Genomic DNA, 19,928 nt, shown 5'->3' on the forward strand with positions numbered 1-19,928 from the left:
ACCATCGATCAAACTCCTGCTCTTGTGACAGAAGCCGAACAAAATGAAGCTTACTTTGGTTCCAGGTGACTAGGTTGAACCGTATCTTCAGCGAGCCTGGCCTAGTGATGCCTCCAGGGAAATAGCTCGGTTGATCGAATACCACTGCATCGGGCAGTCCGTCACCGTTGACGTCGACGAAATCAGTTGGGGCGAAGGAAACCCCGTAGTTTGCGCTTAAGCCGAGCGAAAGCCCAAAAGCGCCATCCGGCGAGGACTTGCCAGCTGTCGTAGCCGTTGCTCCTTCGGTCGAAACGCCACGAGCCGTGTCGTACCCTACCGCCTGCCCGCTGTAGCCTTCTCCAGTCGGCGGCGCAAAGACGGCTCCCGTTGGCACTCCCCCCGATCCTATGTTCACCGACAAATCGAATTGACGCGACTGGCTCTGTCGCGTTTGCCCTGCGCCTACAGTAGAATTTGGCGACTGGGCTAGCCACTTGTCCCTGGGTATGCCAGTTGGAGCAGTCGGGTATACAGCGCCGTCTATAATCGGATCTGGATAGCCGTCCCCATTCATATCGAGATAGAGCGTTTTGCTCTCGCCCGTCGTCGTTATCGATGAAAGCGACGCTACTCTTGCCGACAGCGACTCGCTCTCATCGTAAAGTGCGGGTACCGGTATAAAGGGGCTTGTCCCTGTTGGGGTTCCGGTGTTGATCGGAGGTATCATTGAGACTAAGTCATCCGGCCCAAGCCGGCCGGTATTTTGGGCCATCGTATTTGGTGGCGGATTCGTGGCAGGAAGCCCCTGGCCCACTGCAACCCATATATCTTCGTCGGGTCCCAGGAAGCATTCGACTGGGATGGGCCCTGTGGCAGCGCATGTGGCAGCCAACGCCGAAACCGAACTCGCCACCGCACTGCGGGCACTCGGCACCTTGGAGTGGATCACTGACTCGTCTTGGACCCAATATATCGCAGAAAGCGGGAAGATTTCCTCCTTGTCTGCGGCTGCCTTCATGACCGAGCTTGACGCGCTACACGCAGCAGCATTCCTACCGCTGCAATCCACGGCCACGTCCTCGGCGGCGCCCCGATTGTTGGGCGTTGTTTTGTCCGGAAACTGGACTTGAGGATAGGGCGGCGCAGTAGCGCTCATTGGGCGCCTGACAGCGAAACGCCCCCACCCACGATGATCCGTCGACACTATCGGATGAACGACCTTCAGATGCCCAGAAGGAAAAACGGCAGGCGTCTGAATGCGGTAGTGCTCCTGGGCGTATTTTAGCGGGACGAAGAGCCGAGCAAAATCCTTGCGATTACTTTTGGCATCAGCAAGCCCCAAGCCGTCCTCAAAACCAAGCCGTATCTCGGTCGACCTCAGCCCGAGCCACGTGCGGCAGGTATCTGCCCTGACGTCGACATCAACTAGGAGCTCCACTTGACGGGGAGAATGGATATTTCGGTCACAGTGATCGGACGGCTTGTCCCATGGGTGGGCTCTTGAATCGCTGACAAAATCCGGAATAGTTGCCTGCGCATTCCATTCTGGGCGTACCGACGCTTGGACCTGCAGAATATCGCCAGGCTTTGCCTCGAAAGAATAAATCAGATCGCGCCCCCTGACCCTATTTCCATCGTTGAGGGGAAATTGAATTCCCACATTGCTTGGAGGCGCCTGCGAATCGGGAAGGATCAGGGCCGAGTTCTCGAGCCCGCAGTCTACAGACCTCTCGAGATGTTCACTGGGATATCCACTGACGGGATTTACTCCGCACGCAAACCGCGGAACTGTCCCCAAATACTGAAGCGTCTGCAATTTGCCATTCACGAATACGCGAAGTTCAAAGTCCATCGCTCGGGGGGCGTGTTCGTCATAAGCGGGATAGTCCGTGAAGAAGACATGCGAGATTCGATACTCACATTGTCCGTTGGGCCGGCTGCATTTTGCGACGTCGCCAGGGAGGCGATATCCTTCCTCGCCCACAACAGGATCGTCGAATAGGTCCTTACCTGCAGCGACATTCTTGGCCTTCAGGAATGCCCGCTCCTCGTAAATTTCGTCGCGTTGATAGATCTGGCCTCTGTCGTGCGGACCAATCAGGCCCGCGTCGCGCATTTCAAGGTATCTTCCTCGAAAAAGCGCCGGCAGAAAAACAGTCTGAGGGATTCTGTCCGACATCTTTAGCTGGGTCGAACGGTCCACGTCTGAGCGATTGAGGTCTACAGGCGGCGTCGGATCCGACAGATATTCGATCCGCGGCGGGACGGTCCACCGTAGCTGGGTGTAATTGAGCGCCCCGTTCGCTGCTGCCAACGCACCGACGATACCTTGGTAAGGCTCGGAGGTCCTCACTCCAAATTGCGGTGACACCTCAAGACGGACTTGGGTGTCAGTCGGAGGGGTACAAGTGCCCGTAGGACAGATTAAAAAAGGCACCTTGTCAAACGATGCCACTACGTTTGTGCCAACGCAACGCGTGCTGAGACCAGGTACCTTAAAGATGGGACTGGCCGAGCACGAGCCGGGCAGGAACGCTGCAAACGCTTCTTTCCAGTCTGCGGGCCCTCTTGGGGTCGCGAGTTCCCCTGCTTCCTGCAGTAGGCCCCTTAGATATTGGTATTGATCGTGCGAGCTCGGCGAGACGTTAGGAGGTGCCGCCTTGGTAAGCAGCATTACTTTCACAGGCTGAGAGCCTGCCGGAAATGTCAGCGTTCCCGAGAACGTGAGGTTTGGTGATTGTGTGGCTGGAACGATGTATGCATCATCGAGAGCAGATGCAGAGAAGACTACGTCGTCGGTCAATGAGAACGCATAGGGGCTTCGGCCATATTCGTCGCAGGACGGCAAATAAGGTTGCGGACTGCCTCCCGGGACTAGACAAGCGATCAGATCGGCTTCCTTCCAGCTCTTGGCTTGCGCAACGACTGCTTGAACCAAAGCCAGCCGATTCGCGGCTCGAGCTGGGTTGGGCGCGTCCCACAGAGTGGAATAAATCAGATGTATGTCGGCCAACCCCGGGTCTACACCGCCTGATGCACCGCCGTTTTCTCGGAAGTACAGAACGTCGTCCTTACGCACGAAAAGAAACAGAGGGCTTCCTGTTGAAAGCTGACTAGAGAGCGCTGCTATGGACGCTTGCTCAGGCATACTTTCGGAATCACAAACACGAGGTACCGGAACCCACTTGACTACTGCTCCAGGTACTATCTTCTGGGTTTCCGCACATTGTAGGACGCCTTGGGAATTCCTTGATCGCTCTACCAGAACCTTTGTATCGGGTGCGGGGCGAGGGCCTTTCTTTGTGTCCAGGATTCCACCGCTCACGGCGATCACGCCGGTAAATGGAGCGCGCCAAGACTGGACCACATCAGTGGGCCGGAAATTGTCTTGATCCGCCTGGGCCCGCTGCCGAGCCACATTGTAGGCGTCGTTCAGTTTGGCCAGCGCTGTGGAGCTGATTGCCGCGACGCTTGGGGGAGCGTTTACAAAGTCCGAACTCATTGAGAAGATCGGAAGGCCGTCCGTGTCCGGGCCGTTGTTGTAAAACGGAACACCATCGCGAACGAAATCCATGAGCCCATTGCCATCAACGTCCGCAAAGTAGCTCGATCGGCTTGTTCGACTTGAGGTGTAGGCTCCTCCAAAGATCGCGTACGGAGCTAAGTGAACCTCACCTCCGAAGCTGAACGAACTGGCTTGTTCGGAAAGTATCTGAGGAGAAGCGCCACCTCGGAGATGGGCAGGACCACATTTGGCGTCAGGATATTCGACGTGACCTGAATCCTTGTCGGCCGGGCAGACTATCAGGGCGCCCTTGCCATCCATGATCATGTCCGGCAGGCCGTCGCCAGTTACATCAACGAGCGCGGATTTACCCGTCGTGGTTCGGTCAACATAGCCAACTTTGGCCCCGAATGATAATTGCTTCCTAGGGTTGGGGGACCAACCAACGTAGGCGCCGGACCCAACGTCACTTGACGTATTTGTGCCCAGGAGCGAGGCCGAACCAAGCGCTGCCCCGGTATAGTCGTTCAATAGCCCGAAAGCCCCCAAGTTTAGCCTATGTCCCAGCGCGGGGTCTGCGCCAGTCATCTGACGGAAGGGGTCGAAATTGGAAAAATAGTCGAAGGCTATTTCCTGTCGCTTTCCGGGACACCCCGCCACGGGAGCTCCCGCTACGTCATACTGGCAATCTTCATCAGGTGGAACAGACACGGAAACCGATGTCAAAAGCGTCTTTTGCAGGCTAGCGGCGGATGGAGCGTGGTAGTTGAGATCGTACGCCACAAAAGTTTGCGTTTTGCCTGCCGAATCGACGTACGTGATATCGATATTCTTGAGTAGGTCAGCTTGTTCGACCAGTCCGCCTGTTCGGCTGCTCACCACACGATCCGTACGGGGTGGAACGGTGTCATGGGTCCACGGACTCCAGCCGAAGCCTATTTCCGTCACCCCAGCTCGGCGCTGATCAGATGCTCCCTTCAAATCATAGTGCTCGTTATAGACGATGCTTTTGGGTATTAGCGATGTAACGCAAGAAGCGATGGGAAGTTCGGCGGAACAGTCTCGCTCTGGCTCCCAGCTATACAGGATCAGATTGCCATCCGGGTCCAGCGCGGCCGTAATGCCCCAATCGTGAATCCGGCGACTGGGATCCCGGCGCACCGCAGATTCGACCACCGAATCGGAATAGGGACCACCGCCGTAGTATTCACGGTTCCCGTTCTTATATACGACTTCCCACCAATAATTCCGCGGATTATCTCCGTGGCGCCGAAATTCAGCGAAACTATTGTCGCTGCGCAGTTTGAACGTATAGCCCCCTCTTCGGATCGGGCGATTGAGGAAGTTGTTACGATATGCGGCCGGTATTTCATGCCCCTTGTCATCATATCCGACCAACTCGCCATCGCCATACACATAAGTGTCCGTCTCAAAACCAACTGAATACTCCGGTACACCCCATTTGGTTTCGATCGAGATTGTCGGCAGATCAAGGTTCCAGCCTTCGCCGGCCAACCCATCACCCCGCAAAGAATTATATGAGAGAGAAAACCGCGGTTGGTTGCCACCACGCACGGGGCGGAGCAGCATAGGAAAGGTCAGGTTCGCCGAACCGAAGGGGTTAGGTTCGGGAGGGGCGAGCCTCACGCGGCCGCTTAGTGGGTCGATCCCGCCTGTGAGTTTGTCCAGCCCATCCTTTGTTTGTGATACAGGTTGCCCCTCTTCGCGACCCGGCCCCTTGAGAATCCCCGCGATTACGACGCTTGACCGGTCCCGCAGTGTGGCGACGGTCCTCTCGTTTGGGATGTCGAGGTAGCTTTCGGGAACGATCGACCAAGCACTGGATCCGCCGTTCATAGCCACCAGCTTCGTGTCCGTTCGTTCAAAGCCATCGGGAAGATTGGTCAAGATCGCAGGCAATGACACTGCCAAGTCTGATAGCGAGCCTTTTTCGATCTGGTAGGACGCGCATTGGCCGCCGGTCGTATTTAGAAACTCCGCTGACGCTGGTGTCTCAAGTTTCCGTTGGCAAGACACTCGAACTTGAACAGGCTTAGCCGCCGGCGGTACTGAGAGATGCGCTCCGAATACCTCCTGGTCCGGTTGCCCAGGCTCGACCATTGCAATGCGGGTCGGGGGCTTGCTGAGCTCTTCGTCGGCACGGGGGCTAAACAGGCTGATCTGCTTATTGATCAGCCGCCCATCAGGGAATTCGGCGGACACGTTTATTGCCCACGGGGACCGTCCGACGTCGGCGTCGCTCCGATCAACAATGATCTCGAAAAGCCCTCCAGATGTGATGACCGGTTTCCCGTCGACACGGACTAGCACCGGACCAGACGCCGCGTCCCGCACTGTCCCTCTTACCAAAGCGCGGGAACCGAAGTACTGCCCGCTCTCCGGATAGCTGATCTCCAGCGGTGGACCCTGAGCGGGCTCAACCGATAGCCTGGGGAGGGCATTCAGATCGGCACCTGGCTCCCACGAGAGTGACGCGGTGAGGAAGGTTTCCGCGGCAGCGAAGGTGGTTAATTTGGCCTTGCCGTCGTTCCCCTTTACCCAAAGGCGAAGTCTTGCATGCGAGACAATCGGGATTTGCCCGAAATCGTTCTTCAAGAATTCTAGAGTGTTTCTGCCGGCCACTAAGTCGCGCGGATCCACTGGGTCGACGATATGGGACCAAGCGCCAATTGCTTGGAAACGTACGTATCCGCCTGAGTTTGTATTACTATTGATGCGGCGCCGCACCTCTGCTGAGTTCGATGGCCCTTGCGCATCATACTCAAGGTACGCGGCTATTGCGTCGCTTGGTCTGACACCAATCTCGACGTCGATGGGGTAGTTGAGCTGCTCATGAGAGTCTGCAGCGCTGCGAGGGAACTGATAGTCCGCCTGCGCTCTATTGACTTCCGTAAGCCAAAGGCACTGCAAAAGAGCAAGGAAGAATCGAACTCTTCCTGTTGCTGCACCCGCGAGAAAGGACAGCATTCCCATCCCCCCGAATACGCTTGGTTGGTTCCCTGCGCTCTTTAATTGCTAGAAAGCTACTTTAGTGCGGAGACAATTGCAATCTGTCGCCAGAACTGGTTGCAGAATGATTGCGGGAATCAGAACCCCAAGGTTCTCGACTTCAGCTGTAGCCGCAAAAACTCCACATTATTCAATTATTTAATGGGAGTGAGGCCACTTTCCTGAAGGTTGACTCGGGTACTTTCGGTTTCGCGACCGATGAAACGACTGAACTGATCTTCGTCCCTATAAAGATTTCGCCAACCGTTTTCGGCAAGCAGCTTTCGCCAGATCGGGCTTTTTGAAAGTTTGCCTATAATTGAGCCAACCGCCTCCCGGTCCGCGGGTCGACTTCCAGGCGGCATCATGATGCCGGTCCAAGAGCCCCCCTCAACATAGACTCCCTGCTCCCTGAGAGTCGGAACATCAATACTCGCCACTCGATCCGGCGCCGCAATCCCCAGCGCTTTAATATCGCCTCGCTCAATTTGATCGATAAATTCGCTCTGAGTTCCCACCGCAACAGCGAAGCTCCCACCCAACAAAGCGTCTCGTTGCGTAGCCGTCGTATACGTGACGGTCTTCAATTCGTTGGGGTCAACGTCGAGGCTTTGAGCAATGTTTGCCAATACGGCCAGTTCCGCGTTTGATCCTTCCGCCAAAACCCACGTGACGGATTTGGGGTCTTGCACCATCATCTCGACGAGATGCGCCAGTGATCTGAACTCGGATGCCTTGGAGATAACCAAGACGTAGTACTCACCGCTCAAGAGAGCCAAAGGCTCAGGCCCTTGGCGACCGCTCTTGGTTTCCTTCAGGGGGGCAGTCGCCTGATCCGGTCCCGCCACAATGACACTTGGAACTCCGCTCATTGACCCCGTTACAGCCGCCGCGCCAGCGGGAAGGCGGCTGATGGTGACTTTACCTACAAGCCCGCTCCCCTCAAGACCTTTCTTCAGAGTTTGCGCACCAGTCGTCAAATCCGCGCCGCCTCCGCCCGGCACCAATATCTGCAAATTGTCCATTTGCTGGGCGCGAACTTGGCCAGGATCGAAGCTCGCGGCGACCATGATTAAGACCAACGAATGAGATAGGGTCCACAAAGCTGGGAAACTCCTATTCCTCCTCACGTGCTGCTCCTTTCGCGCCTCCGCAAGCACAACAACGTACCTGAAAGTGACTCGTTCCGCCACGACAACCTTGACACCTCTCGAGCGCGAGCTGGGACTCCTGCGTCTGTCTAGTCCGACACTGATACTTCTGCATGTACACGTGGCGGGTATCATTGTAGGCTGCATCTGTGAGCTGTTGACTTGGGCATTCAGATGAACGTCTGTCGCTGCATTGCAATATTCGGCTTCGCTGCTGTGGGCAGCCTAGCTGCGAGCAATATCTGTAGCGCTGATGTGCTCATAGCCCTCGCTGCCCCCCTTTCGGGTTCCGAGGCAGCAGCTGGTGGGCAGATGAAGGCTGGCGCCACTAAGGCCGTCGACGATCTTAACACTCGTTACGGCGGCGTGCTTGGCGAAAAGATTGTTCTCCAGGTCACCGACGACGCATGCGATCGGAAACGGGCAATCGCGGCCGCGAACCAGTTAGCAAGCCAAATTCCCGTACTGGTCCTGGGTCATCGTTGCCTGCTGGATTCTATGACCGCTTCCGCAATCTACGACAAGGAAAGCATCCTTCAGATTTCGCTAGACAGCACGAATGTAGATTTCATGCAAACGTCTCCAACGGCGGGGATATTTCGCATATGCGCCCGTGACCCCGCTCCCGGTCCCACTGCAGGCGTAGGGCATGTGGCCGGCGAGTTTCTAGCCAGCTTAACAGGAAAGAAGGTCGCTGTTTTGTCGGATGGATCGTTATACGGAGACGCTCTGACTGCAGATGTGGTCTCTGCCATGAAAGCTCATAGCCGCCAGCCGGACATCAACGATAAGTTCATCCCGGGAAAGGGCGATTATACCTCAGAGGTCGACAGCTTGAAGTCGGACACAATCGACTTTGTATATCTTGGTGGTCGTTATCCTGGGTTGGGCGAATTTGCGAATGAAATACACGTCTCAATGCCCAGTGTGATTATCTTGGCAGAGGATGCGATAGCGTCGAAAAACTATTGGGCTAGGCCAGAAAATCTGGCAGAAGATTCCAGACTTGCAACTATACCTATTGATGACCTGACGTACGCCGCCGTGCAAATCTGGGCAGGCGCAGTTATAAATGCGTCTTCGTTCGAGCGCGACAAAGTCGTTAGCGCGATTAATAAATTTCGCTTTCGCACCGCGTTAGGGGATATAACATTCAAGCAGCAAGGCGATCTGAATGACGCCTACTACGTGGCATACCAGAAAGTAAAATCGGCAGCGCACCGCCTCACGGAGTGCCAATAGTGATATCGTGGAAAAGATGGCTATGGCTCGCACTGGCGGGGACGATGATATCTTCTCCCTCCTCGGTTCTTCAGGCTCGAACGCCTTACGAATTTTATGTCGTTTCGAGACACGACGACCCGTTTTTTCAACGTGTTGATGATGGCTGTAAGCAGGCCGAGTTGGAATTAAGGCAGGATTTGGTGTGCTTCCCTCAGCCCGCCGACGACGCGGCGGGGCAGGCCAAGATCCTCGCCGATTTAGTCGCCCGTAAGGTCGATGGCATTGCGGTTGATGCATACGACGATCCGTCCGTGGTCGGAGAGCTTAAGGCTGCCGCTGCGGCAGGCATTCCCGTGGTAGCATGGGACGTTGATCTGCCGGCAGGGTCAACATCACTCCGCACTGTATTTGTGGGATCAAACGACTACGATCTAGGCGCTGATATTGGCAAGCTTATTAAGATGCTGAAACCAGCAGGGGGGTCGATCTGCCTTCAATCGAACTCTGCCACATCTACAAGGAACGAGGATAGGCTGTGGGGCATTCGGGACGCCTTGGCCGGAGCCCACAGCCCTCAAGCTCCCGGGAATCAACTTAATGGACAGGGAGGATGGACGGAGCTTGCCGGATGTCCGGTCTACACGACCGATGATTTTGCGACCACCATGGGCAAAATTGAGGAGGTCTTGACTGACAACAGCGACCTCGGCGCGTTCGTGTCGGCGTCGGGATTTACCGGCTTTGACGAAGCGTCCTTCAGCGATTTCATGGTGGATCATGCGCAGGCAATTCAAACGCGTTACCTTGCATTCGTGATAGCAGATACCTTCGAAGGCCAAGACGACGTTAGGACGCGCCTTTGGAAGAAAAACCTTTTGAACGGCGAGGCACTTCAACGACCATTCAGGATCGGGTACGCACTGATGTATGCTCTGAGAGACATTAAGAACGGCGCAGCAGCACCAACCGGCCCGATTTATATTGGCGTGGACGTGTGTCGATCAGACAACTGGGAGGTTTGCTCGGGACGCGACGCCGTAACATATTAGCCACCCATCTGCGCACCCGGCCTGCCGACGGCTTTCTCGCCTCGTGCTTCCGCGAAATCAAATTCGGCGGGCAAAATCCCAATCCGAAAACTGCCTCGGTAACTTCCCTTAAAATGTTTGCTTCGCCCGCGAAGTTGCTCGGTTGCCGTCAAGTCGACCATTGCTCCCCGCAGGCCAACAATCTCGCACGAGCGAGTTTTGAAACAGGCTCTAACAAAATGCCGGAAACTTGAAATTCAGGTATCGTGAATGGAGCCACAGAGGAAGTTTTGCGGACGGGCCGCAAGATGAAGCGGCAGGCTGAAGCGTCTAGCGATGCGGTGGAATTCATTGTGCACGCCCTGCACATGATGGGGGTACGCGATGATTAGCCGACCCGAATGCGGCTACCGCAGAAGGTGAAAGGGAACCGGCGGAATGACCCTCGCTATTGCGGATGCCGAAGCGATACTTAGGTCTCGATTTGGCGAGCCGGCCAAGCCCCCCACCGATTATGTGGTCGGATTCACCACGTCGTCCGGCAGGGTGCTAGCCATCCATCGCGAAGCCACCGAGACACGTATCTGGTTCCAGCCGCCCGCACCGCCGAAACTCGACGGTGTGCGCCTGATGGATAGCGCTTCGAATAGCAACTCGAACATCAACGGGCCGCTTCTGCCGCTTCGGGCACCGACAACCCTACGCATCGAAATCGATAGCTCCAGCGCTCTAACCAAATTCCTAGACTGGTATGCCGGTCCGGGACGCGCGGCCCCCGCACTCGCCGCCTCTGCAGCCATTGATTCGCACGCCTTCCGCGAAGCCTTCGCGCGCTTCCAAGTACTGATGACGGCGAAATCGGGACGGCCGTTCGCAAGCTTCGCCGATGGGCTGATCTACGACTGGGAAAGCTACAAGCCGCGCTTGCGCGCCTACGCACTCGGGCTGCTTCGCACCGGGGAATGGTCGGAAGCCGCCATCGGCTCCGGTGCGATCCTGAACCGCATGATCGAAGCAATCGAGATTCAGAACAGCCGGAGCAACCTCACTAACAATCTTGTCTTCTGGCAGAATCGTTTCGGGCATGCCAACCGCGATCACCGTGCGCTCTTGGAGGCGGCATCCAACCCGAAGCTGCGTCGCGAGATCGAGCAACTGCTGTTCGGCCTTTTTCGCAGCAACGCCGATGAGGGCGCAACATTCGATCGCCTGAGTGAACTGACGGGCGGCAAGTATCCACTCCTCGCCTATTTCTATTTTCTCAAGGACATGGACCGGTTTATGCCGATCCAGCCGACTGGTTTCGACCGCGCTTTCCGGGCGGCCGGGATCGACTTATCGACCTTGCGCCAATGCAGTTGGGAGAATTATTCGACCTACAATCAGACGCTCGCCGAGTTGCGTTCGCTCATCGAGACGGCAGCCGGTTTGAAAAGCGCCCGCCTGGTCGATGCACATTCCTTCTGTTGGGTGTTCGCAACGCTTCTGAAAATGGAAGCGGAGGGCTCGATCGCCAGGGCCGCGGGCGGCAGGGATCAGGTGCGCTATCTCGGTGGGCGTGAGAAATCCATCATCGCCATGCGTATGTCGGTCGAGAACACCGTGAAGAACGCAAATGGGCAGATAGTCCAGCGCATCCTAAAGAACAAGGAACTGCGGATGACCACAGCCGAGCTGGAGAAGCTGATTGCTTCGCTGCTCGATCTTCAAGACAACCGATGCGCACTCACCGGCATCCCGTTTCAGTTTCTCGGCCCGGAGGCAGACAAGAACCTCCTGCCCTCGTTAGATCGTATTGACAGCGCCGGGCATTACGAGGTGGGCAATCTCCAGGTGGTCTGCCAGTTCATCAACTTCTGGAAGGGTGATAGCGACAACGCCGAGTTCCAAAGGCTGCTGATGCTGGTTCGCGGCATCGAGGCCAGCTGATGACAATTCAGCTTCCCAAAATCTGGTTCATCGCGGAGCCGTAAGCCTGCAGGCTCCACTTTGCCCGGAGGAACGGCGAAAACCAGTCGCTCGTGCTAGCGTTGGCCCGCCACACGTGCAGACGGTGCTTGCTTTAGGCTTTCCAACAGGGATTTTATATTTCGCTATGGGCACGACGCAGGCTCTTCCGCGCACCTGCAGAATGGAGGACGATGTTTAGAATCGATAGGGCGAAGAACGAAATCATACCGCTCAAAATTCGAACTTTCTCCGACCTCGGCCTCAAAGAGCGCGCCAATCTTCAGGAGTGGATCGCCAAGTATCCCGAGGTTTTAGGAGAGGAGCTTCTGATAATTCAGAAGGAGTTTGCTGGGTTTTCCGACACGAACGAGCGGCTTGATCTGCTCGCGCTCGACAAGCAGGGGTCTCTGGTGATCATCGAGAACAAGCTCGACGACGCGGGCCGAGATGTCACCTGGCAGGCGCTGAAGTACGCTTCCTATTGCGCGAGTCTCTCACGCGAAAATATCCGGAGCATCTATCAGGAGTTTCTGTCCAAGACATCACCTGCCACATCGGCAGAAGACAAACTGTGCGAGTTCTTCGACGTCGACGAGTTTCAGGAGCTCAGCCTGAACAAGGGCGTGACACAGCGGATTATCCTGGTGGCTGCGCATTTCCGAAAAGAGGTGACGTCAACGGTCCTTTGGTTGATGAATTTCAATGTCCGGCTTCAGTGCTTCAAAACAACGCCATACACCATGAATGACGAGTTGTTTTTGACAGTTGAGCAGATAATTCCGACGCGGGACGCTGAGGAGTTCATGATTGGACTGGCTTCGAAAGCGCAGGACGAAGTCGCTGGCGCTGAGGCTCAAATCACGCGCCATACGCTTCGCCGAGAATTCTGGGGGCAGCTCTTACCCGAAATTAACAAACGCTCTGAGCTCTATCGCAACATCACGTCCTCGCAGCAGAATTGGATCTCGGCTTCTACCGGTGTCCGAGGGATAGGCCTGAACTTTTCAGTAACTGGGGATGCCAGCAGGGCGGAGATCTATATCGACCGTGGAGACAAAACCGAGAATGAAAAGGTGTTCGACCTATTGCACTCTCACAAGGATCAGATTGAAGAGGATTTTGGGTCGCCGCTGATATGGGAGAGATTGGATGATAAGCGGGCGTGCCGGATAAAGGCCGTGATGCCTGGTGACATCTTCGACAAGACACGCTGGCCACAAATGATTGAAGCCATGGTCGTCGCGATGGTGCAGTTGGAGAAGGCATTTCGCAGGCAGCAGCCGGTAGTTCGTTCAGTCCTATCCGAACCGAAATAGTCGGACAGCCAGCTGATGCCGATGCTCCAACCTCTCGCAACAATGACGGGCGCCGATGTGTGCGGGTCACCGCGCGGTTACGATCTCTCGAGTGCGCGGGAATTCGCTACAGTCCTTGGCGGTTACGTCCAGGGGGACAAGTGTCCAAACGGAGAGCGCGACCTCTGGCGTATTCTGGACGTACCGAGTGAACTCCTGCAAGCTGGAGAGACGGCGTAATTTTTCGCTTGCCAAGGTTGGGGTCGGGCGTTCGAATCGCCTCACCCGCTCCAGTTTCCCTTCCGGGATCAAGCAAACGAAAAGCCGCGGTTTTCCGCGGCTTTTTCGCTTTTGCGGCCGGCCGAAAGCAGCTTTTGCGGACCTACGCCAGCCTGGCCCTCGTCGTCCTCGGCGTCGCCAACAGCAGGCTGGTCTCGCTCCCCGTTATCCCTGGAATCAGCCGTATCCGGCGCAGCACGGCGTCGAAATCGGTGAGCGAGGCGGTGCCGAGCTCGACCACCAGGTCCCAGCGGCCGTTGGTGGTGTGGATGGTCGACACCTCGGGAAAGCCGCCGAGCGCCCGGATCACGCGGTCGGCGGCATGGCCCTCGATCTCGATCATCATGACGCCGCGTATCCTCTGATCGACGGCGTCGGCGCGCAGCACCACCGTGTAGCCGATGATCTCGCCGGATTTTTCCAGCCGCTCCATGCGCGCCCTGACCGTCGCGCGCGAGACGCCGAGATCGAGCGCGAGATCGGAGACGCTGCGCCGCGCATCGTGCCTCAGCAGCGTCACCAGTCTTTCGTCGAGCGCATCCATGACTGTCCATTTCGATCAGGCGATCTGAGCAATATGATAGATCAGCCTTCTCGAAATGCCAATTTTCCATGTTCAAACCGCCGGGCGGCGATGGTTTACTGCCAGCAATCAATCGCAAGAGGGCGAAAAAACAATCATGCGCTGCAGGATCGTCGGCGCGCCGGTGCAGGACGGCGCGGGCAGGATGGGATGCGAGATGGGGCCAAGCGCGCTGCGCACCGCGGGGCTCGTCTCGGTGCTGTCGGAGCTCGGCCATGAGGTCGAGGACTGGGGCGCCGTGCAGCCGGCTCAGGCGCGCGCGGTGGTTCATGGCAATCTCGCCTTGAAGGCGCTGCCGGAGATTTCCGCCTGGACGTCGGCGATCGCCGAGGCCGCCTACACCGCTTCCAGGGATGCCATGCCGATCTTCCTCGGCGGCGACCACTCGATCTCCGCCGGCACCGTGTCCGGCGTGGCGCGCCGCGCCGCCGAACGCGGCCGGCCGCTCTTCGTGCTTTGGCTCGACGCCCATCCCGATTTCCACACGCTCGACACCACCACCAGCGGCAATCTGCATGGCGTGCCGCTCGCCTATGCCAGCGGCCGGCCCGGCTTCAACGGTTATTTCCCGGATCTGCCGGCTGCCGTCGACCCCGCCCGCATCTGCACCATGGGCCTGCGCAGCGTCGATCCGGCCGAGCGCCGCGCGCTCAAGGAAGCGGGCGTAATGGTGCACGACATGCGCACCATCGACGAGCACGGCATCGCCCCACTGCTGCGCGCTTTCCTGGCCAAAGTCGAAGAGGCAAACGGGCTGCTTCACGTCAGCCTCGATGTCGATTTCCTCGACCCGTCGATCGCGCCTGCCGTCGGCACCACGGTGCCCGGCGGCGCCACCTTCCGCGAGGCGCATCTGGTGATGGAGATGCTGTCCGACAGCGGCCTGGTCTCCAGCCTCGACCTTGTCGAGCTCAATCCGTTCCTCGACGAGCGCGGCCGCACCGCCACATTGATGGTCGACCTCACCGCCAGCCTGATGGGCCGCCGCATCATGGACCGCCCGACCCGCAGCCATTCCGGAAGCCTTTGATTATGACCCAGCCTTCACGCCTTGCCATCGTCCCCTTCGTCAGCGTCGATCGCATGATGAAGCTGGTGCTCGCCATCGGCGTCGAGCGCTTCCTCACCGAGCTCGCCGCCTATATCGAGGAGGATTTCCGCCGCTGGGAGCTGTTCGACAAGACGCCGCGCATCGCCTCGCACAGCCATGACGGCGTCATCGAGCTGATGCCGACCAGCGACGGCCGGCTCTATGGCTTCAAATATGTCAACGGCCACCCGAAGAACATGCGCGAGGGCCGCCAGACGGTCACCGCCTTCGGCGTGCTCGCCGATGTCGGCTCCGGCTATCCGATGCTGCTCACTGAGATGACGATCCTGACGGCGCTGCGCACCGCGGCCACTTCCGCCGTCGCCGCCAAATACCTGGCGCCCAAGGGCTCGCGCGCCATGGCCATCATCGGCAACGGCGCCCAGTCCGAGTTCCAGGCCATCGCCTTCAAGGCGTTGCTCGGCATCGACCGGCTCAGGCTCTACGACATCGATCGTTCGGCCTCGGAAAAATGCGCCCGCAACCTCGCCGGCAAGGGTTTCGACATCACCATCTGCTCGACCGGACAGGACGCGGTGGAAGGCGTCGACATCATCACCACGGTGACCGCCGACAAGCAGTACGCCACCATCCTGACCGACAACATGGTCGGCTCCGGCGTCCACATCAACGCGGTCGGCGGCGACTGCCCCGGCAAGACCGAGCTTCATCGCGACATCCTGCTGCGCTCCGACATTTTCGTCGAGTTCCCGCCGCAGACGCGCATCGAGGGTGAGATCCAGCAGCTCGACGCCGACCATCCGGTGACCGAGCTGTGGCAGGTGATGACCGGCCAGGCCGAGGGCCGCAAGGCGCCGGAACAGATCACGCTGTTCGATTCCGTCGGCTTCGCCACGGAAGATTTTTCCGCGCTGCGCTATGTCCGCGACCAGCTCCAGGCCACCGGCCTCTATGAGGAGCTCGACCTGCTCGCCGATCCCGACGAGCCGCGCGACCTGTTCGGCATGCTGCTCAGGGCCGCCATGCAGCCGGCGGCGTGAGGCCTTCGAAACGTTCGGACAATCGCATAGGGCGCTCCCCCTCTCCGTCTCGGCTTCGCCGAGCCACCTCTCCCCCGCCGCTGGCGGGGCGAGGAACCCAAGCTTTTCAAGGCGGCACCGTCAGCGGTTGGCGTTTCCTCGCCCCCACAAAGTGGGGGAGAGGTGGCTCGGCGCGTAGCGCCGAGACGGAGCGGGGGCTGGCGCTGACCTATGCGATTGCCCTGCCGTTACGGGGACGTTGGTACCTACTTGCGCAAAGCCGCGCAGCTTTCCCTCTCCACCAGGACCGGCGCCAGCACCTCGCGGCGCGACGGCGCTGTGGGCTCGCCGACGCGCTCGAGCAGGAGGCTCACCGCCCGCGTTCCGATCTTCTCGACCGGCTGGGCGATCGTCGTCAGCGGCGGCCATGTGGTGACCGCATAGGGAATGTCGTCGAAGCCGACCAGCGACATGTCGTCGGGGACCCGCAATCCGCGCGAGCGCAGCGCGGTGATGGCGCCCATGGCCATCAGGTCGTTGCAGGCGAACACCGCGGTGATCTCCGGCGCCTGTTCCATCAGCCGCTCCATCGCCAGGCGGCCGCCGGCGAAATGATAGTCGGAATCGACCACCGATGACGGGGACAATGCGAGGCCTGCCTCCTCGAGCGCGCGGGTAAAGCCGCGCAGGCGGGCCGGGCTGGAGCTCGAATCGCGGGGGCCGCCGATGACGCCGATCCTTTTGTGGCCGAGCCCGACCAGGTAGCGGCCGGCGAGATAGCCGCCGTGGTCGTGATCGACCAGCACCGAATCGACATGGACGGAATGGATCTCGCGGTCGAGCAGCACCGCCGGCACGGCGGTGGAAAGGCTCGCGAACACCCGCGCATGGTCGGACGAGCCGGCAAAGATCAGCCCGTCGATCTGCTTGGCCATCAGCACCGACAGGTAGCGCTCTTCCTTCTCGGCGCTGCCGTCGGAATTGCACAGGATCACCGTATAGCCCGCCACGAAGCCCGCATCCTCGATCTGGCGCGCGACGCTGGCGAAGAACGGGTTGGAGTTGTCGGGCAAGAGCAGGCCGATGGTCTTGGTCTCGCCGCGCCTCAGGCTCCGCGCCAGCGAATTCGGGCTGTAGCGCAGTGCGGTGATCGCCGCGCGCACGCGCTCGGCCGTCTCCGGCTCGACATGGCGCGTGCGGTTCATCACATGCGAGACCGTTGCGACGGATACCCCCGCGTAGCGTGCGACATCGGCAATTGTGGTCATGGTCCCTGCGTTTCCCCTAGCGGATCCTCCGCAACAGCCTCTCCCGATAAGCGTCTAGGATGACGGCGAGCACGATGACAAGGCCAATCACGATGGGTTTGAAATTGTCGCCGACGCCGAGCAGCTGCAGCCCGGTGGAGAGCACCTGCAGGATGCAGGCGCCGACCAGGGTGCCGATGATCGAGCCCTTGCCGCCGCTGAGGCTGGTGCCGCCGATGATGACGGCGGCAATCGCGTTGAGCTCGTAGCCGACGCCGGCGATCGGGCTGCCGATGTTCAAGCGCAAGAGATAGACCATCGCCGCGATGCCGGCCGTCAAGCCGCTGATGGTGAAGGCGGCGACCTTGTAGAAGTCCGGATTGTGGCCGGAGAGCCGCACCGCCTCGTCATTGGTGCCGACGGCGAAGACCATGCGGCCGAAGACAGTGAAGCGCAGCACGAACCAGCCGGCCGCGATCACCAGCACCGCGACCAGGAAGATCGACGGCAGGAAGCCGCCGATGATGAGGTTGCCGAAATCGACGAAGCTCTGCGGCAGGCCGGTGATGGTCGAATTGTCGCTGACGACGCGGGCGGCGCCCGCAGCCATGTTGAGCATGCCGAGCGTGACGATGAAGGAGGGGATCTTCCAGCGCGTCGAGATCCAGCCGTTGAGGAAGCCGCAGGCAGCACCCGTCGCCATGCAGGCGAGCAGCGCCAGCGTGATCGCGACGGCCGGCGACAAGCTCTCGTCGATCATGACGGTGGCGCCGACCACGGTGCACAGCGCCAGCACCGAACCGACCGAAAGGTCGATGCCGCCGGTGAGGATGACGAACGTCATGCCGGCCGCAAGCACCGTGTTGATGGCGATCTGCACGAAGATCTTCAGCGCATTGTCGGGCGTGGCGAAATAGGGCGCGCTGACGGAGAAGAACAGGGTGATCAGCACCAGCGCCAAGAGCACGCCGGCGTCGCGGATCAGGAAGCGCAGGAACTTCGCCCTGCCGGGGGAAACGGGCGCCGACACCAGCGGTTCGGACGTCTCGGTCATGGTCGCACATACTCCTGATAGGCGAGCGACAGGATGCGCTCCTGGTCGAATTCGGCGCGCGGCACCTCGCCGACGATCTTGTTCTTGGAAAAGACGATGATGCGGTGGCACATGCCCATCAGCTCTGGCAGGTCGGACGATACCATGATGATGCCCTTCTGCGCTGCCGCCAGCATCCACAAGAGCTGATAAATCTCGCGCCGCGCGCCGATGTCGACGCCGCGCGTCGGCTCGTCGAGGATCAGCGTCGAGGTGCCCCGGAACAGCCATTTGGCCAGCACCACCTTCTGCTGGTTGCCGCCGGAAAGATTGCGCACCGCCTGCTCGATCGAGCTTGCCTTGACGCGCAGCTGGCCGACCAGGTCGTTGGCGGCCGCGGCTTCGGCAATGCGGTTGACCAGCCCGTGGCGCGAGACTTTGCCGAGATCGGTGATGGTGATGTTCTTGTCCACGGGCAGGTCGAGCAGAAGGCCCTGGCCCTTGCGGTCCTCGGTAAGCAGGCTTAACCCATGCCGCACCGCATCCTTGGGTGCCGCGATCGCCACCGGCCTGCCGTCGATCTCGACGACGCCGTCGAGCTTCGCATCGGCGCCGAACAGCGCCCGCATTGCTTCCGTGCGGCCGCTGCCGACCAGGCCGGCGACGCCCAGGATCTCGCCATGCCGTACCGAAAAGGATATTTCCGGCGTCGCAGCATCGCGCTTCAGATTGGTCACGCTGAGCGCGACCTTGCCCGGCATGATCGAGGCATCGAAGCCGAATTCGTCGGCGATGTCGCGGCCGATCATCATGCGAACGATATCCGGCACCGACAGGCCGTGGAGGTCGCGGGTCGCGACCAGCCTGCCGTTGCGCAACACGGTCACCCGGTCGCCAATCTCGAACACCTCGTGCAGGCGGTGCGAGATATAGATGATGGTGACGCCTTTTGCCTTCAGCCGCTTGATGATGGCGAACAGCCGCTTGATCTCCGGCGGCGTCAGCGTCGCCGTCGGCTCGTCCAGCACCAAAAGCTTGCTGTCGTAACTCAGCGCCTTGGCGATTTCGACCAGCTGCATCTGCGCGACGCCGAGTGCCTCGACCCGCGTTCTCGGATCGATCTCGAGGCCGACCTCTTTCAGCAACGCGACGGCGCGCCGGTTGAGCGCCTTGCGGTCGACGATACCGAAGCCGCGGCGCGGCAGGTTTTCCAGCATCAGATTCTCGGCGATGCTGAGATAAGGCAGCAGGTTCAGCTCCTGATGCACAACGCGGATGCCGCTCTGCTGCGCATCATGCGGTGTCTTCGGCTGGTAGGGCATGCCATTGAAGGCGATCGTGCCGCTGTCCGGCTGGTAGATGCCGGCGAGCAGCTTGATCAGCGTCGACTTGCCGGCGCCGTTTTCTCCCAGCACGATATGGGTTTCGCCGCGTGCGATCGACAGCGAGACGCCGCTCAGCGCGACGACGCCGGGAAAGATTTTTCCGACCCCTTCAAGGGAAAGAATCACATCGTCCATGCAGCAATCCTGAATGGCGCTCTTCTGCCGCAAGGCGGTATGAGCGCGCCGT

Annotated in this window: 12 protein-coding genes; 6 read left to right on the top strand and 6 right to left on the bottom strand. The window is 59.2% G+C overall.

The window, feature by feature from the left end; all coding sequences use genetic code 11:
• Nucleotides 1–5,395 (bottom strand): SpvB/TcaC N-terminal domain-containing protein (locus RFN30_RS22295; protein ID WP_320264248.1); only part of this gene is annotated, 5,395 nt, incomplete at its 3' end.
• Between the two features lie 1,256 nt (nt 5,396–6,651).
• Nucleotides 6,652–7,566, bottom strand: a complete 915-nt coding sequence (locus RFN30_RS22300; RefSeq protein WP_320264249.1) for a tripartite tricarboxylate transporter substrate-binding protein — start codon at nt 7,564–7,566, stop codon at nt 6,652–6,654.
• Between the two features lie 243 nt (nt 7,567–7,809).
• Between RFN30_RS22300 and RFN30_RS22305 the strand changes: the two genes are divergently transcribed.
• From RFN30_RS22305 to RFN30_RS22320, 4 genes are all read left to right on the top strand, one after another.
• Nucleotides 7,810–8,889: a branched-chain amino acid ABC transporter substrate-binding protein gene (locus RFN30_RS22305; RefSeq protein WP_320264250.1), complete on the top strand. Its 1,080-nt coding sequence runs from the start codon at nt 7,810–7,812 to the stop codon at nt 8,887–8,889.
• Entirely contained in the window at nt 8,889–9,920 is a 1,032-nt protein-coding gene (locus tag RFN30_RS22310; RefSeq protein WP_320264251.1) for a substrate-binding domain-containing protein, read from the top strand. The genes RFN30_RS22305 and RFN30_RS22310 overlap by 1 nt, the downstream gene beginning before the upstream one ends.
• 417 nt (nt 9,921–10,337) lie before the next feature.
• Entirely contained in the window at nt 10,338–11,828 is a 1,491-nt protein-coding gene (locus tag RFN30_RS22315) for a hypothetical protein (RefSeq protein WP_320264252.1), read from the top strand.
• 212 nt (nt 11,829–12,040) lie between these two features.
• Entirely contained in the window at nt 12,041–13,165 is a 1,125-nt protein-coding gene (locus RFN30_RS22320) for a DUF4268 domain-containing protein (protein WP_320264253.1), read from the top strand.
• A gap of 361 nt (nt 13,166–13,526) precedes the next feature.
• On the opposite strand, the gene RFN30_RS22325 is transcribed toward RFN30_RS22320, so the two are convergent.
• Entirely contained in the window at nt 13,527–13,967 is a 441-nt protein-coding gene (locus RFN30_RS22325; RefSeq protein ID WP_320264254.1) for an Lrp/AsnC family transcriptional regulator, read from the bottom strand.
• Nucleotides 13,968–14,103: 136 nt separating this feature from the next.
• On the opposite strand from RFN30_RS22325, the gene rocF reads away from it, so the two are divergent.
• Both rocF and ocd read left to right on the top strand, forming a co-directional pair.
• Entirely contained in the window at nt 14,104–15,036 is a 933-nt protein-coding gene (gene rocF, locus RFN30_RS22330; protein ID WP_320264255.1) for an arginase, read from the top strand.
• Between the two features lie 2 nt (nt 15,037–15,038).
• A complete protein-coding gene (gene ocd / locus RFN30_RS22335) occupies nt 15,039–16,097 on the top strand; it encodes an ornithine cyclodeaminase (RefSeq protein ID WP_320264256.1) in 1,059 nt (352 codons plus the stop codon).
• 245 nt (nt 16,098–16,342) lie between these two features.
• Here the strand turns inward: ocd and RFN30_RS22340 are convergent, their stop codons facing one another.
• The 3 genes from RFN30_RS22340 to RFN30_RS22350 are packed head-to-tail and all read right to left on the bottom strand — an operon-like array spanning nt 16,343 to nt 19,876.
• Nucleotides 16,343–17,344 (bottom strand): LacI family DNA-binding transcriptional regulator, encoded by a 1,002-nt coding sequence (locus RFN30_RS22340; RefSeq protein WP_320264257.1) that lies wholly within the window; start codon nt 17,342–17,344, stop codon nt 16,343–16,345.
• Nucleotides 17,345–17,360: 16 nt separating this feature from the next.
• Complete coding sequence (locus RFN30_RS22345; RefSeq protein ID WP_320264258.1) at nt 17,361–18,377, bottom strand: ABC transporter permease; 1,017 nt, start codon at nt 18,375–18,377, stop codon at nt 17,361–17,363.
• Nucleotides 18,374–19,876, bottom strand: a complete 1,503-nt coding sequence (locus RFN30_RS22350; RefSeq protein ID WP_320264259.1) for a sugar ABC transporter ATP-binding protein — start codon at nt 19,874–19,876, stop codon at nt 18,374–18,376. Before RFN30_RS22350 ends, RFN30_RS22345 begins: the two co-directional genes overlap by 4 nt.
• Nucleotides 19,877–19,928: the final 52 nt, after the last annotated feature.

It is taken from the genome of Mesorhizobium dulcispinae (assembly GCF_033977345.1).
Lineage (GTDB): Bacteria > Pseudomonadota > Alphaproteobacteria > Rhizobiales > Rhizobiaceae > Mesorhizobium > Mesorhizobium dulcispinae.